Raw genomic sequence first — 13,242 nt, forward strand, 5'->3', positions numbered from 1 at the left:
TAGGAGGCATTTATTATGATAAAAAATTTTTTTTCTTATCTATATAAAATATTTAATTCTTTTAGAAAGAAAAACGTAAAAAAAGAATTAAGTTTAATCGATAACTTGTCAGATGGTTGGCAATTTGAGAATTACACAGCAAATCTTCTAAAAAAAATAGGATATTCTAAAGTAATAGTAACTAGCGGCTCTGGAGATTATGGAGTTGATGTATTGGCTTCAAAGTCAGGAGTAACTTATGCAATTCAATGTAAACTATATTCTTCTTCAGTTGGCAATAAAGCTGTTCAAGAAATTGTAAGTGGCAAAATATATTACAATTGTGACAAAGCTGTAGTGATTACAAATAATTATTTCACTTCTGCAGCTCAAAAATTAGCTTATGCAACTGGAGTTGAACTTTGGGATAGGAGTGTTTTACAACAATTAATTAAGCAATCCGGAAAATTCAAGAATTTTAAAGAAAGTACTGTTTCTGTTGTAAATCCTTTAACTAAAGTTGAATTGTCATTTGATTGTGACGACATATATTTACTAGATGCTATAAACTACTCTTTAGATCAAAAGAATATATCAGTATCAGATATTCAACGAAAATTTAGAGTTAAATATAACTATGCAGACTATTTAATATCTAAAATGGTTGATTTAGAAATATTAGTTCATGATAAAAATTCTCATAAATATAATGTAATACTTACTCGTAAAGATTTTTTACTTAAATATAATAAGAGTGCAAAATAGTTATGCACTCTTATTATCCAAAGGCTTTTGCAAATATTTCTTGTACTTTCTTTATTTCTTCTTCTTTCTCTTCATCTGACATGTCTCTAATTGGATTTACTCTATTTCTCCAATCATTACGTATCTTATGTTGTTCTTGAGTAAAATTCTTTAATACATCTTTATTTTCTTCACATCTAATGCTTACTATTTCTCCTAATGGAGTCTTTGGCATTATTCCAGTTAATAAAGTACAAAACTCATTCCATGTCATATCATCATTTCTTAAGCGAATTCCGTATTGCATAGCAAAGGAGGCTTCTATTAAATCAAAGTCCTCTACTATGTCATACCATTTATTTTCTGGGATTTTTTCTTTCCTTTTTTGCCTCTTTCTCAATTTCTTCTAGCTCTACATCCCCTATTGCTGCCATTATTGTATTTATAACTAAAGTATAATTAGGCATACTTAACTTTAAGCTTTCTATATACTTAAAAGCTTCTTCTCCCAATCCTACTTTAATAATCTTTTCTAGTCTTTCATCTTCTTTTACATTTTCATCATCAGCTAAAGCCATTATTTTAAAAGCTGCAGCTTTGCTATTATTAATTTTAAATTCATGTTCTGCATCTAACTTTATCACTGGCTTTTGATTACCATTCTCTAATCTACTTATAATATCATATACTCTTGCCATTCATATCATCCTTTCAATAATAAAATAGTGCTACTAGTTTTACTAATAGCACCTAAAATTTATGCTGGTAAACTTGCTGGTGTATATGTTGGTTTACCATCACCTTGCATATCGAATTCAAGTGGTGCAACATTTGTTGAATCTCCACCGCCTACATTCTTAACATTAATTACACAATCAAAGGCTAATTTACCGCCATCCGGAAATTCTATTTCCCCTTTTGTACTGCATCCTAATCCGTCTTTCCAAGCTGTAGCTGCGACATAATCATTGCCCTTATCGCCAACATTTCTTTTCCCTTTTAAACCTATACTGAACTTCTTACCTGTCATTAAAGCTCTGGCCCATCCATCTGTATCCATTGGAGTCCATTCTTCTACTTTTCCATCTATGCTGATAGAGAATGACTCCATATCAGCTATAACTGCCATATCTGATGGTGATGTACTTTCTTTTCCTTTAGTTCCAACTTTAAATTTAATATTATATACTGGAAATACTCCACTAAATCCTGCCATTTTTCCTTACCTACCTTTCGTAATAAATTATTGTTTCAATTACATATTCAATAATACCTTCACTATCAGTACCTACACTTATAGGGTTAGCTGTTTTCATATCAAATTGTATTACTCTCTTACCCCCTATAAGCCCATCTTGACCAAAGAAAGCATTATATATCTCTTGTGCTTTTTTCTCTGCTTCATCAGAATTTTTTCCCCAATGCACTAAAATAGAAATAGCCTTAGTGGTATAACTTGTGTTAGCTAAGCCTCCAATAGCTATTATGGGTTTAGGTCCTACAGTATTATAAATCGTTATACTCTTTTCCTTATCTCCAATCTTATTTAAATACCATTGAGGACATTCTATTTTCTTTTTTAAAAATTCTCTTATCTCACTTAATAACATTATTTAATCAATCCTTCGCTAAGCATTTTTAGAAATTTAGAATAGGTATCTATTATGAATTGCTTATTGTCTCCGTATAAATAGCTATCCATCCATTTCCCTTGAGCATTAGGATTTTTATCCTTTCTAAAATTATACTCTGGATGCCAATATAATCTACGTGCATAAGGAGTGTCAAAGACTATTTTCATAATGCAGTTCATTAATTCGGATTTATCTACAAAGGCACTATCTTCTAATGTACTTGTATCTTTAGGAACTACAGCACTAGTCTTAATATCACTAAAAACTGCATCTGCTGTCATTTCTAATGCTTTTTTATGAGCCTCAATTAGTGTGTTTATTTTGCTAGTGTTTAGCTTAACTGTTACTTTCACACTCATTACTGTAAATTCAGTTCCGTACTGAAGATAGTACCATCTGGATTTAAAGGTCTTTCAATAGAATAAATCTTTTTCTTTATTTTATTTACTATTACATAGCCTTCAAATGGACCATCATAAATAGATCCTTCAATAACAGCTTTGCCGCTTAATAGAATCAACTGTCTTTCTGCATTAAGAACCTGTCTAGACTTATCAGTATAGATACATTTACCTTCGAATAGCTTCTTTTCCTCATAGTCTCCATCTGTATTAGTTCCTTCAAACCATACTTCTATTGGAGTATTAGCTAACCATTTAGGAAACGGTAATTTTAATCCCATACTCAAATCCTCCTACAAGTTAACCCGGTTTGACTAAGATAATTTAATACTTCTTGTGTAGTAGTAATCCCATTAACCTTATTAGCATTAAAACTAACAGATGTACTACCTGCAGAAAAGCCACTTAAAGGCATATTAATATATTCCCCATACTGTTCTATAAACTCAGCGTGGATGCATACAGCCTTTTTAATTTTATCTTGTTGGAAGTTAGCAAGATTTTCAAAGCCTTTGCCTACTATCCTGTTATAAGTGAGTGTATCAATTTGATCTGATGCTCTTTCTAGTTTTTGTTTTATGTGATCCTCTGGAAGGATAGTCCCTCCAAAGGTATCTTTATAATATGTGCTGTCTACATAAGACATTTAATCACATCCTTAAACTAAAAGAAGGTCACTAATTAGCACCCTTCTTCAATTCCTTAATTTCTTCTTTTAATTTCTTATTTTCTTTTTCTAACTTTAAAGCCTTTTCTTCTAAAGCCTTGTATTCCTCATATGAAACTGACTTTCTAGCTCCATACTCTATTACAGTTCCATCATCTTCTGTAATATCATATCCTAGTGCTTTATACATAGCTTTTTGAGTTTCATCTATTGTGTAAACTTTATTTTCCATTGTAGCTTTCAATTAAAATCTCCCCCTATGCTTCTGCCTCAGCATTTATTGCAATACCACAAGCTTTATTTTTAATTAAGAACGTGTCTCCATACTCTCTAGTTTGATATACATACTTATCTGCTGTTCTTGAATCAGTACCAGGAGTAAATAACTTCATGTAAGCATATTTTCTTCTAGTAACTTGGCAAGAAGGATGGATAAGAATCATGTATATTTGCTTTGCATCTTCAGCAGCAACACATCCATTAGTAAAGTTATACTTAGTTTTCATTCTGCTAGATGGTACTTTCTTTATTTTTACATCATCTAAAGAATAAACTCTTCTATCAATGTTGCCATTATTACTGCTAACATCAATATTTCTTGTTAACCCTTCTGCTTGCTTAAGCATTTTATGGACTGATGGAATAACATAAAGTATTCTTCCTTCTGATGGTACTCCTGTATCATCCATTTTTTCCATCTGAGTATCAAACCAATCTAAAATGTTAGCAGTAGTTAATTTTGTAGTAGTGTCTACTACTGCACCATTTGAAGTATAAGTCTTAGCCTCTGAATATAATTTAGAATACCTATAAGAGTCCCTTTCTGGAATAGCCTGCTCTGTTTCAAATGTATTTTGAACATTTGCTACCTCTAAAGTTAAATTAGTTTCATCTATATCCATTGGATCTAAAGCAAATTCTATATCTCTATCATGAGCTAATTTCTTTGGCTCCCATTCATTTGTTATTGTTCCCGTATTAAAGCCCATATTACCTCTATTATGGTCTTTATAACCACTAACTGTAATACTAGGTAGTTTAATAGTTTGTGCATTGATAAACTTAACTTGTGGATTAGAATTTTCTAAATCATTTGAAGTTTGTTCCCTTGCATATTTTTGTTGTAATTCTCTTTCAAATTGTTCAGCATAACTATATACTGCCATTAATAATCATCTCCTAAATTTTATTTATTTCCAAATGCTCTTGCTAGGGCATCATTTGAGTTTTCTTTTTGTCTTTGATTTTCTGCACCAATTTTGATGAATCCTTTTTGCTCTTCTTGTTGCTGTTTTCCTTTGAAATTCGGATACTTTTCTAGCACCTTATCAATAGCCTGCTCTATAGTCACCTCCTCAGTAACCATAGCTTTAGCAAGTGTAACTACATCATCTACAGATGTTGCTATAACTCCTTTAGATAAACAAGTTACTTTTGTTTCTGCTAATAAAGCTCTTTCTTCTGCTGCAAGCTTAGCCTTTTCAGCATTAGTTAAAGCTTCATCTTTCTTCTCTTCTTCTGTCTTTTGACTTTCCTTCCAATCGTTATAAGCTTTTAATTCCTCTTTGCTTGGTTGCTCTTTCTTTAATCTAGCAACCCTTTCTTTTAAAAGATTATCAACCTCCGCTTGTGTAAAAGTCTTTTCTTCTTGAGTAGTTTCTTGTGTATCTGCTCCAGTTTCTGCGGTGTCTGCCTTACCGGTATCTGCTCCACCATTGGCTCCTGTATCAGCTTCCATTAATCTACTCATTCTTAAATTTTCTAAAAACATAAATACCTCCATTTATAGCCTGTCGGCTGTTATCTCCTTGCATAGTTTTAAGCCTTAAGCATGTTTTGGGCATAATAAAAAGCCTTAGTTTCCTAAGACTTTAAATCACTTATTATTAGTTCCTAAAACATTTCTTTCAATTCTATCTTCAACTCTTCTGTTAGCATACATCAAAGCAATTTCAATATGCTCTAATGCTTTAGCATTATATTCACTAGCAAATGGTCCATCTTGGAACGCCTTATATCTATCCCTTACTATTTCTAATAAGTCAGTATCTAAAACCCCTGGAGTTGAACCTTCTTCTTTTCTTGCCCCATCTTGAAATTGTATTATTGCCATATTTACAACACCATTAACATTAGGTTGATGTGCAATAACCGCATATCTATGATTAGCACCTCCATTACCTTTTTCATCCGTAGCTACTACTACATTTAACTTTTCTCTTTTTTGAATAGTACTTAATTCCCTCATAATTTATTCCTCCTTAATTTTAAGCAATATAAAAGCACCTACTCTTTAACTTAGTAAATGCTCTATATTACTTCTATAGACTTTATTTCATTTTCATATATCTCTATTCCATAACCTTGTTTTGTTATTGAAATACTAGCTATTTCAGGCTCATTATCTAACGCTTGTGTAAAACCACCATAAGGACCGGTAACTACAGTTCCATCAATAGAAGTTACTTTCAACCTAAGCTCATTATTAAGTTTATGAGTTTTCATTATAGTTCTTAAGGTATCTACTAAATTAAACATAAAATCACCTCTTTAATTAGGAACTATATGTGTTCCTTTTTTAGAATAATGGATTTTAAAACTATTAGTTTTTGTTTCCAGACCATCTAGCATACTAACATTAACACCAATTTCTTTATCTATAGTAATAGTTTCTTTTTTATCCCATTCACCTTTTAAAGTAAACTTTATTTCACCAGTACCAGCATATTTATTGATAAGCTCTTGAGCCTCTTCTAGAGATATAGTTAAATAACTTCTACCTTCAATATAGTTATTATGACCCAAAATATGTTTCCCTTGTTTTCCTATCTCTATTTTTAAAGGCTGCTTGCTTCTTATATATTCCCTTATTTCTTTAATTTTAGCATTTAAAACTTTTTCTTTCAATACTTCTGCTTCTATACTACTATCATTAATATTTAAGCCTGCTCTAGCCTTTTCTCTATCATATTTTTTTCTAAGTTCTTTATTATTCTTTAAATGTTTTCTTAATGAGCTTTGTAGTTTCTTCACTTTATTATTTGATATTAATTTGTTTTCTTCATCTAAAGTTCCAGCTTCAAACCTTTTCCACTTTCTAATTTTTCTTTCAAGTGCTCTCTGCTTTTGTTCTGCCTCGTATACTTTTATGGCTTCCTTGCCATCTGGAACTGTTGGAATTCTTGTTACTCCTTCAAAATAAGTAATTAAGGAATGTCTACAATTAGGATGTAGTAGTCCTTTTTCTATAGCTTCACTTACCAATTTATACTTATCTCTATATTTCTCTATATACTCTTTATTAGGATGACTAAATACATCATCTATAAGTATTTTCCCTTGCCATGGTTCACACTTAGGACAAGTATTAGCATGAGCACTGACAACTACTAAATGTATACCATATTCATCTCTCTTACTGCCTTCTCCTAAAAGCATGGCTCTATGATTGGCTGTTCTTAATGCCATTTCTGCATAACTTGCTATATTAACATTAGCACCATTTTTATACTGTATAGAGTTGATACCCTTATCTAAGAAATCTTTAGTAGACATATCTATAGCTTGATTTAATGTCTTAACACCATTTTGCAAATACATATGAGTTTTAAATATAGTTTGCCTATATACATCATCCATCTTTCTAAGGACTGCATATTCAGCCTTATTTAAATCATTATTAACTGATTCCATTAAAACCTTAAGTTTCTTCTCATTGACATCAAAGAAACCTTCTTCCCTTGGTGCTTTAGGAAGTTCTTCTATATCAGTAGCTTTATTATATGCATCACCCTCTATTTCTTGATGCTCTGATACACTATTATTTGATTTTTTAACTTCTTCTTTTATCTCATCTTGTGGAAACTTTATCTCTCCAGTAATATAACCTTTATGTGTTTCAACATTTTGTTGTCCTTTATCAAAACTTTGTTGCAATGTTTCCTGGATTACTTTCTCGATTGGAACCTTATACTCACCTAGAATATCCTTATTCCTTTTTCTATACTTCTCCATCTCTCTAAGTTTAACTAACTGCCATTGCTCAAAACGGAATCCTTCTTTTTCTTCTTCTCTTTGATGAAAATAAAAAGCCTTATGCATAGAAGATATTAGATCCAGTTCCATCTGTTCAAATATCTTTCTTACGTCATAAGACTTATCTCTTTCCTTCTTAGCTTCATCTTGTGCATACTTTTTAGTAACATTTTTAAGTATCTCTCCTATTTGAGTAGGCTTATTCTTCTTGTCCATCTAAATCATCCTCATTTTCTGTATCATTCGGATTATTTAAATCTTCTTCGTCAACAACTTTAGGTTCTTCTGCTTCAATCATTCCATTTTGTTCTTTTATTCTTTGGACCTCTATAGCCTTATCTTCATCACTCCATGTATCTCCATACATCTCTTCTACACATTGCTCTATAGACATTACTCCGTAGCTTTTAGCTTTGCCAACAGTTTCTACTACTGCATCAAAGCTAGGTGAAGCATACTCACCAAATACTATTGCCACCTCATATTCTCCTAGTGTTTTACTATTCATTGTATCATATGTCTTGAGTACTATATTGACTAATTGAGGTATAACCTCCGTTAGTATATCTACCATCTTATTCCTAGTGTATAAAGTAGTCTTTTCCTTTTCTCTTTGTGCTTCTGCATTATCCGTTTTCTTAAGGTCTATTCCTAATGTAGAAGGACTTATAATACCTTGTAGACACATATCAACTGCATTAGCGTAACTCTCTACATAAGCCAAATAATTAATATCTGCTTGTTTCATATCTATTTGATTACTTGTATCTTCTGCAAGACTTGAACCTATCTTAATAAATTTATTGTCAAAACTATTAGGCTTTATCAATTCACCTGTAATAGGATTCTTAGGTATTAAATCTTCTGGAATATACTTTTGTACCCTACCATCACGAATTGCATCTATCCATTGACTTATAACTTCATCAAGTGCATCAAATGAATCTGATTTACTATCAAATATACTCTTTCCTCTACCTTCCCACTTAGGAGATTTAAAAAACATCAAAGGAACTGACATAATAAAATCACCACTAAAGGTTACGTCCAGTAACTCTGCTGTTTCCTCTAAAGTATTTAGGGGTACTTCATTATTCATATCATCATATAATTTATAGTTAACATATCCTATACCATAAATCTCTACTAATTTGTATTGTTTATTTTTCTTGGCATAGTAAGTATTGAATTTAATTTCCTGTAACCTTCCTCTTTTAGTCACATATTCTACCTTATCACCCTCACAAAACTCTATGATTGGGTATTTAGATATATCTGTATCAATAGATATTTTAAAAGCTCCATCACCAGATACTAAAGTACTAGCAATCATATCACCTATATTATCATCAAACTTATTATCTTTCCTTATTTCTTCCCATATGTTATTAAACTCATCTCCAGTAACTTCTATACTATCTATATCAGAAACTACTATATCGCTTAATCTATCAGCTATCATTGCTGGCATACCACTGTGTATTTTTCTTATATTTAAGTCCTCGCTTGGTACCGCACTCCAAAATCTAGCTTTATTTACTGGATCACTGCTTATATTCTTAAAGAATTGTTCTAGCTCATAAGCTTCCCCTCTATACCATAACTTATTTCTAACTAAATTAGATTCATAAGTGTAAGCTTCTTGTATAGTTATAGGGTTAGATATCGCTGGCTGAACATTTAAATATTTAATTGCTGCTTTAGTTAACATCCCTTTAAACCACCCCACTTTTACTCCTCCTTATAATCTCCTATCATCTTTCTAAAAGGTATCCATGCATACTGACAAGAGTTAATCGTATGGTCATTAGCATCTTCTGGCTCATCTTTATCCTCTTTCCATGAATAAGTTTCCAACTCCCTTATATGTTCTTTGCAAGTATCAACCACATAATAGAATACCTGTGTTTCATCACTTCCCATCCAACTTAATAAGAAGTTAATTCTATCTATTATCTCTACTTTCTTATATGAATTAATAAAGTTATATAAATTAGGCTTTTGCCTTTTTAGTTTCTTAAGTTCAGTAATAGTTGCTTGGTCTGCACTATCAACAAAGACATCTCTAGCAAATCCCCATTCTTTTCTGTTCTTCTCTAAAAACTCAACAAATTTTACTGCTGTATCACTTGGAGCTAATGGCTTTTCTTTATTGTCCTTATTGTTGTAGGTTTCTTCGCTTAAATAAAATAACTTTTTATCAGCTGTAATTCCCATAAAAGTCATTGCTATAGTATCATTGGATTGACTTGAATAAGAAGTGTCTAACCCAGCTGTAAATTGTATAAATCTTATTTTTTTATCTTGTATCTGTTTCTTTATTTTAGCTTTAGTTGTTAAGTTTCTAGTTCTATCAAAATTGCAAAATATTAATCCTGTTGCCCTTCCTCTTAAACCTAATATCTTATTCTTATATAGCTTAGTACCTTTCGGAGCTGATAGCTTTTTCTTCTCAATATCAGCTTCACTTAAAGATGCGTTATCATAAAAAGAAAAGAACCAGTAAGTCCAGTTCTTCTTCTCTTCACTATTTAGCTGTTCAAGTATTTCACTTGGTACATCTTTTTTATACTTTTCTAAAGGTCTACTGCAATTTATAAATTCACTATATACTGGCAAATTAGGATCATCTGGATTAAGTGTGGCCATAAGATAATCATTTCTTGTACATATCTCTCGTACAAAATCTATATCTGCTGTATTAATTTCATCTATAAGTACGCATCCAAATTGAGAACCTAGGGCCATTTTCCATTTATCTTTATTATCATAGCCTAAAACATATATTATTTTTTCACCATTAGGTGTTTGATATCTGATATGTGGTATTTTATTATCTTTATCACCGTTACCGTTATACTTAACTAAATCTCCAAATACATCACATATACCATATTCTTTCTGGATTAAGTTCTTTTCTGCTACGCCTGTTGTCTTAGATGCTATTATATGCATTTTTTTATTTGACTTGGCAACTTTAAGCATAAACTTAACAAGACCAACTGTAGTCTTTCCTGCCGCTGTTGTACCTTCCAAGAACTCAACTGGTGCATTATGTTCTAAAAAGTCTAAGTATTTTTCTGATAATGGGTAAAGCTCTTTATTTTCTTCATTACTCATTCTTCTTACCTAACTGATTAAGTATAGAATCAAGCTTTTGGGTAGAATTTATATTTGCATTTACATCCTGTTCTACCTTTTCCACAAACAGTCTATATCTCTTACCTAATAGTTCAGCTGCTTTTGTTCTGTCCTGGAGTGAAGCATCTAACCCAAACTGGTCCTTTTCTTCTCCTCGCATTACCTTAGTGAGATATTGGAGAACTTCTTCACCCTTTGCTATTCGCTTTTCGTCTAAAACCTTCATTCTTTCTTCTATATATGATTTAATACTAAGTTTTTCTAAGTTCTGACTTCCTTGTACATTAGGTTTTTTATATCCTGCTCTCCTTGCTGCTTCTGTAGCATTGCCAGTTTCTATATAATAATCTGCAAATGCTTTCTGTTTAGGTGTAAGCTTTTTATCCATTGTTATCACCTGCCTTTAATATTTCTATTAAATCTTTTAACAGGTCTACTTTGTTAAAAACTATATCATAAACATCATTTTCTTTTCCTCTAGGTCTACCATAATGAATAATATACTTTGTAATAGGCTGACCTTCATCTCCATAAAACTGTTCATGATTAATAAGTGGCATCAAGCCTTTAGCTTTTAATGCCTTAGATACTTTATTTATTACTGTTTGTATTCTGGCCATAATGCCACTTCCTTTCTGTATATTATAAATACAATTAGTTAATAATATAAATAATTCAAAAGATATGAGGTGCTATTATGAATATTAAAGACTTTTTTGATTTCATGGAATCTTTAACGATGATTATTGTCAATCTAATAATCATAATTCAATTTATTAATTCTTTAAAAAAAATAGCACACATCTAAGTTATAAAAATTATGTTGACAATTCTATCTCTGCCTTAAGGCTCCTTTAACTCTCTTATAACTTCTTTCCTGCATACATTCTTTTAGATTATCCGATATGGTTTCTTTCTTAACTCTTTTACTGCTGCAATAAGGACACACTAAGTATCCTTTCTGCTTTTCTACTTCTTCTGATAGTAATACAAACTCTCTACCACAACTATTACATTTATAACTTGTATAGATACTTAACATGTTCTCACTTCCTTTTATGTAAAATAAAAAGAACCCTATTTCTAGAGTTCTAATATACTTTTATTGCCATTCTTCATCTACTTTTAAAAATTTTCTAATTTCCCTTCTAATTTCTTTAACTAGATGTTCATGCTCAATTCTATTATGATTAAACTCATTATAAACCCCAGTATGAGAAATTGATTTTTTTTCTTGTAATTTATAATATTCTATAACCGACTCCTCTATTGTCTTCTTTATTATTAATTTTAAATTATTATTTATTATATCTAATAACTGCTCTAGTATATCAGAAATTTTTTGTGGCATTAATGGATTACTAATATATTTTGATATAATTTGATTACACTCTAGATATTCCTTAGTAAAAAATATCATATCAATATGCAAATTGCCATTTTGTAAATTTTCATAATTTTCCTTTTTTACATCTTCATCACATGTTTCACTTTCATTTTTAAAAGTAGAAATAACCTCTATCGATTTAATTATCCCATTTTCATCAGCAATTGGTATCGCCCCAACCTTCTTTTCTTTTATTATTGCTTTTATTTTTTCCTGATTGTTAAAAATATATCCACAATCAATTAATGTATTAAACAAATTAATACATACTATATCTAAATAAATATTATATAGTTTATTATTAAATTCATCATTAATATAGTTTATTAAATCAATCATCATGTTAGTTTGAATATGAATAACTTCTGATTTCATAGGTTGAAGTAGACTCTTCTTCGCCTTCTGATATGTAAAATATGATATTATTGTAGCTGAAAAAGTTAGAATAATAGTAAAAATATCTTTTATCCAAGAAATATTTTCTTTTGTATATATAATCGCATTCTTTATGATGTCCATTTTGTCATCCCCCCTCCTCATAATTCTACAAACAGTTATAAAATCCTTCTAAAAAAGCATCTACAGCCTAAACCATAAATGCTTTTTTAATATAAAGGGGGAAAGCTCATATATTTTATTAACTACTATCATGTTATCATATATTGCATCATGTTTTTTCTCAACTTTTTATCACTTTTTTATCACTTTAGTAGCATGTTATCATATTCTGATATAGCTTGTATTAATTCTTCTCGCTTTCTATATGCAGTCGCTTGAGCTATATTAAGCTTTAATGATATTTGAAGTATGTTTTTCTTATCCCCATACTTTAACTCTAGAAATCGTTTATCTTCTTCACCCAATAGGCTTATATTATATCCTATGCTCTGCATCTCTAACTCAATTTCTCTTATCCTTGAGTTGATTTTCCCTATGGACCTTATCGTATGTTTATAATCTTTTTCTAGTCTTTCTATATACTTGACCATTTGATTTTCAGCTACACTTGTACTGGTCCCACTACTTTGAATCTTCTCCATACTATAATCTATTCCCATGTTAAGATCCGACTCTAACTGTATATGTTTGAGTTCTTGCATTTCTCTGCGAATAGCTTCTTTCTGTTGAGTTAATAACATCACTTTATCTCTAAGTTTTTCTATAAGCCTTGTATGGCCATAATATCTGTATAGCTTTCCTTCTGTCTTTCTAAAGAGTTCTTTATCTATATTAATCATCCTTTCTTTAAAATAA

21 protein-coding genes are annotated in these 13,242 nt (G+C 30.7%); 1 reads left to right on the forward strand and 20 read right to left on the reverse strand.

From position 1 onward, the window contains the following. Window positions 1–15: 15 nt before the first annotated feature. A complete protein-coding gene (locus tag KQH81_RS10920; protein WP_051196321.1) occupies window positions 16–744 on the forward strand; it encodes a restriction endonuclease in 729 nt (242 codons plus the stop codon). A 13-nt stretch (window positions 745–757) separates the two neighbouring features. Here the strand turns inward: KQH81_RS10920 and KQH81_RS10925 are convergent, their stop codons facing one another. The 20 genes from KQH81_RS10925 to KQH81_RS11020 all read right to left on the reverse strand — a co-directional run bounded on the left by KQH81_RS10925 (window position 758) and on the right by KQH81_RS11020 (window position 13,226). Further along, window positions 758–1,123, reverse strand: a complete 366-nt coding sequence (locus KQH81_RS10925) for a Gp15 family bacteriophage protein (protein WP_027639501.1) — start codon at window positions 1,121–1,123, stop codon at window positions 758–760. Further along, a complete protein-coding gene (locus KQH81_RS10930) occupies window positions 1,080–1,421 on the reverse strand; it encodes a hypothetical protein (protein WP_074845037.1) in 342 nt (113 codons plus the stop codon). The genes KQH81_RS10925 and KQH81_RS10930 overlap by 44 nt, the downstream gene beginning before the upstream one ends. Before the next feature lie 59 nt (window positions 1,422–1,480). After that, window positions 1,481–1,939 (reverse strand): phage tail tube protein, encoded by a 459-nt coding sequence (locus KQH81_RS10935; RefSeq protein WP_074845040.1) that lies wholly within the window; start codon window positions 1,937–1,939, stop codon window positions 1,481–1,483. Between the two features lie 10 nt (window positions 1,940–1,949). Then, complete coding sequence (locus tag KQH81_RS10940; RefSeq protein ID WP_074845043.1) at window positions 1,950–2,333, reverse strand: phage tail terminator protein; 384 nt, start codon at window positions 2,331–2,333, stop codon at window positions 1,950–1,952. Next, window positions 2,333–2,716: a minor capsid protein gene (locus KQH81_RS10945; RefSeq protein ID WP_074845047.1), complete on the reverse strand. Its 384-nt coding sequence runs from the start codon at window positions 2,714–2,716 to the stop codon at window positions 2,333–2,335. The genes KQH81_RS10940 and KQH81_RS10945 overlap by 1 nt, the downstream gene beginning before the upstream one ends. Then, window positions 2,716–3,039 (reverse strand): hypothetical protein, encoded by a 324-nt coding sequence (locus tag KQH81_RS10950; RefSeq protein WP_074845049.1) that lies wholly within the window; start codon window positions 3,037–3,039, stop codon window positions 2,716–2,718. Before KQH81_RS10950 ends, KQH81_RS10945 begins: the two co-directional genes overlap by 1 nt. Window positions 3,040–3,041: 2 nt before the next feature. Next, window positions 3,042–3,404, reverse strand: coding sequence for a head-tail connector protein (locus tag KQH81_RS10955; protein ID WP_074845052.1), 363 nt, complete (start codon window positions 3,402–3,404; stop codon window positions 3,042–3,044). A 31-nt stretch (window positions 3,405–3,435) separates the two neighbouring features. After that, a complete protein-coding gene (locus KQH81_RS10960) occupies window positions 3,436–3,669 on the reverse strand; it encodes a hypothetical protein (protein WP_074845055.1) in 234 nt (77 codons plus the stop codon). A 13-nt stretch (window positions 3,670–3,682) separates the two neighbouring features. Then, window positions 3,683–4,591: a capsid protein gene (locus KQH81_RS10965; RefSeq protein ID WP_074845058.1), complete on the reverse strand. Its 909-nt coding sequence runs from the start codon at window positions 4,589–4,591 to the stop codon at window positions 3,683–3,685. Between the two features lie 20 nt (window positions 4,592–4,611). Then, window positions 4,612–5,196 (reverse strand): hypothetical protein, encoded by a 585-nt coding sequence (locus KQH81_RS10970; protein WP_230028295.1) that lies wholly within the window; start codon window positions 5,194–5,196, stop codon window positions 4,612–4,614. Between the two features lie 105 nt (window positions 5,197–5,301). After that, window positions 5,302–5,673, reverse strand: a complete 372-nt coding sequence (locus KQH81_RS10975; RefSeq protein WP_074845064.1) for an ABC transporter ATPase — start codon at window positions 5,671–5,673, stop codon at window positions 5,302–5,304. 62 nt (window positions 5,674–5,735) lie between these two features. Continuing rightward, window positions 5,736–5,963, reverse strand: a complete 228-nt coding sequence (locus KQH81_RS10980; protein WP_230028296.1) for a hypothetical protein — start codon at window positions 5,961–5,963, stop codon at window positions 5,736–5,738. Window positions 5,964–5,975: 12 nt separating this feature from the next. Next, window positions 5,976–7,676: a phage minor capsid protein gene (locus KQH81_RS10985; protein ID WP_083405176.1), complete on the reverse strand. Its 1,701-nt coding sequence runs from the start codon at window positions 7,674–7,676 to the stop codon at window positions 5,976–5,978. Next, a complete protein-coding gene (locus KQH81_RS10990) occupies window positions 7,660–9,189 on the reverse strand; it encodes a capsid protein (protein WP_074845067.1) in 1,530 nt (509 codons plus the stop codon). Before KQH81_RS10990 ends, KQH81_RS10985 begins: the two co-directional genes overlap by 17 nt. A gap of 2 nt (window positions 9,190–9,191) precedes the next feature. Continuing rightward, a complete protein-coding gene (locus KQH81_RS10995) occupies window positions 9,192–10,580 on the reverse strand; it encodes a terminase large subunit domain-containing protein (protein ID WP_230028297.1) in 1,389 nt (462 codons plus the stop codon). Further along, on the reverse strand, window positions 10,573–10,989 hold the full coding sequence (locus KQH81_RS11000; protein ID WP_230028299.1) for a terminase small subunit: 417 nt from the start codon (window positions 10,987–10,989) through the stop codon (window positions 10,573–10,575). The genes KQH81_RS10995 and KQH81_RS11000 overlap by 8 nt, the downstream gene beginning before the upstream one ends. Beyond that, window positions 10,982–11,221, reverse strand: coding sequence for a hypothetical protein (locus KQH81_RS11005; RefSeq protein ID WP_099335814.1), 240 nt, complete (start codon window positions 11,219–11,221; stop codon window positions 10,982–10,984). Before KQH81_RS11005 ends, KQH81_RS11000 begins: the two co-directional genes overlap by 8 nt. 212 nt (window positions 11,222–11,433) lie before the next feature. After that, entirely contained in the window at window positions 11,434–11,643 is a 210-nt protein-coding gene (locus KQH81_RS11010; RefSeq protein WP_074845078.1) for a hypothetical protein, read from the reverse strand. Between the two features lie 60 nt (window positions 11,644–11,703). Then, window positions 11,704–12,507 carry a hypothetical protein gene (locus KQH81_RS11015; protein WP_230028300.1) on the reverse strand — a complete coding sequence of 268 codons (804 nt, stop codon included), beginning with the start codon at window positions 12,505–12,507 and terminating at the stop codon, window positions 11,704–11,706. Window positions 12,508–12,689: 182 nt separating this feature from the next. Then, window positions 12,690–13,226 (reverse strand): transcriptional regulator, encoded by a 537-nt coding sequence (locus tag KQH81_RS11020; protein WP_230028301.1) that lies wholly within the window; start codon window positions 13,224–13,226, stop codon window positions 12,690–12,692. Window positions 13,227–13,242: the final 16 nt, after the last annotated feature.

The sequence above is a fragment of the Clostridium cadaveris genome (assembly GCF_020911725.1).
GTDB classification, from domain to species: Bacteria; Bacillota; Clostridia; order Clostridiales; family Clostridiaceae; genus Clostridium_X; species Clostridium_X cadaveris.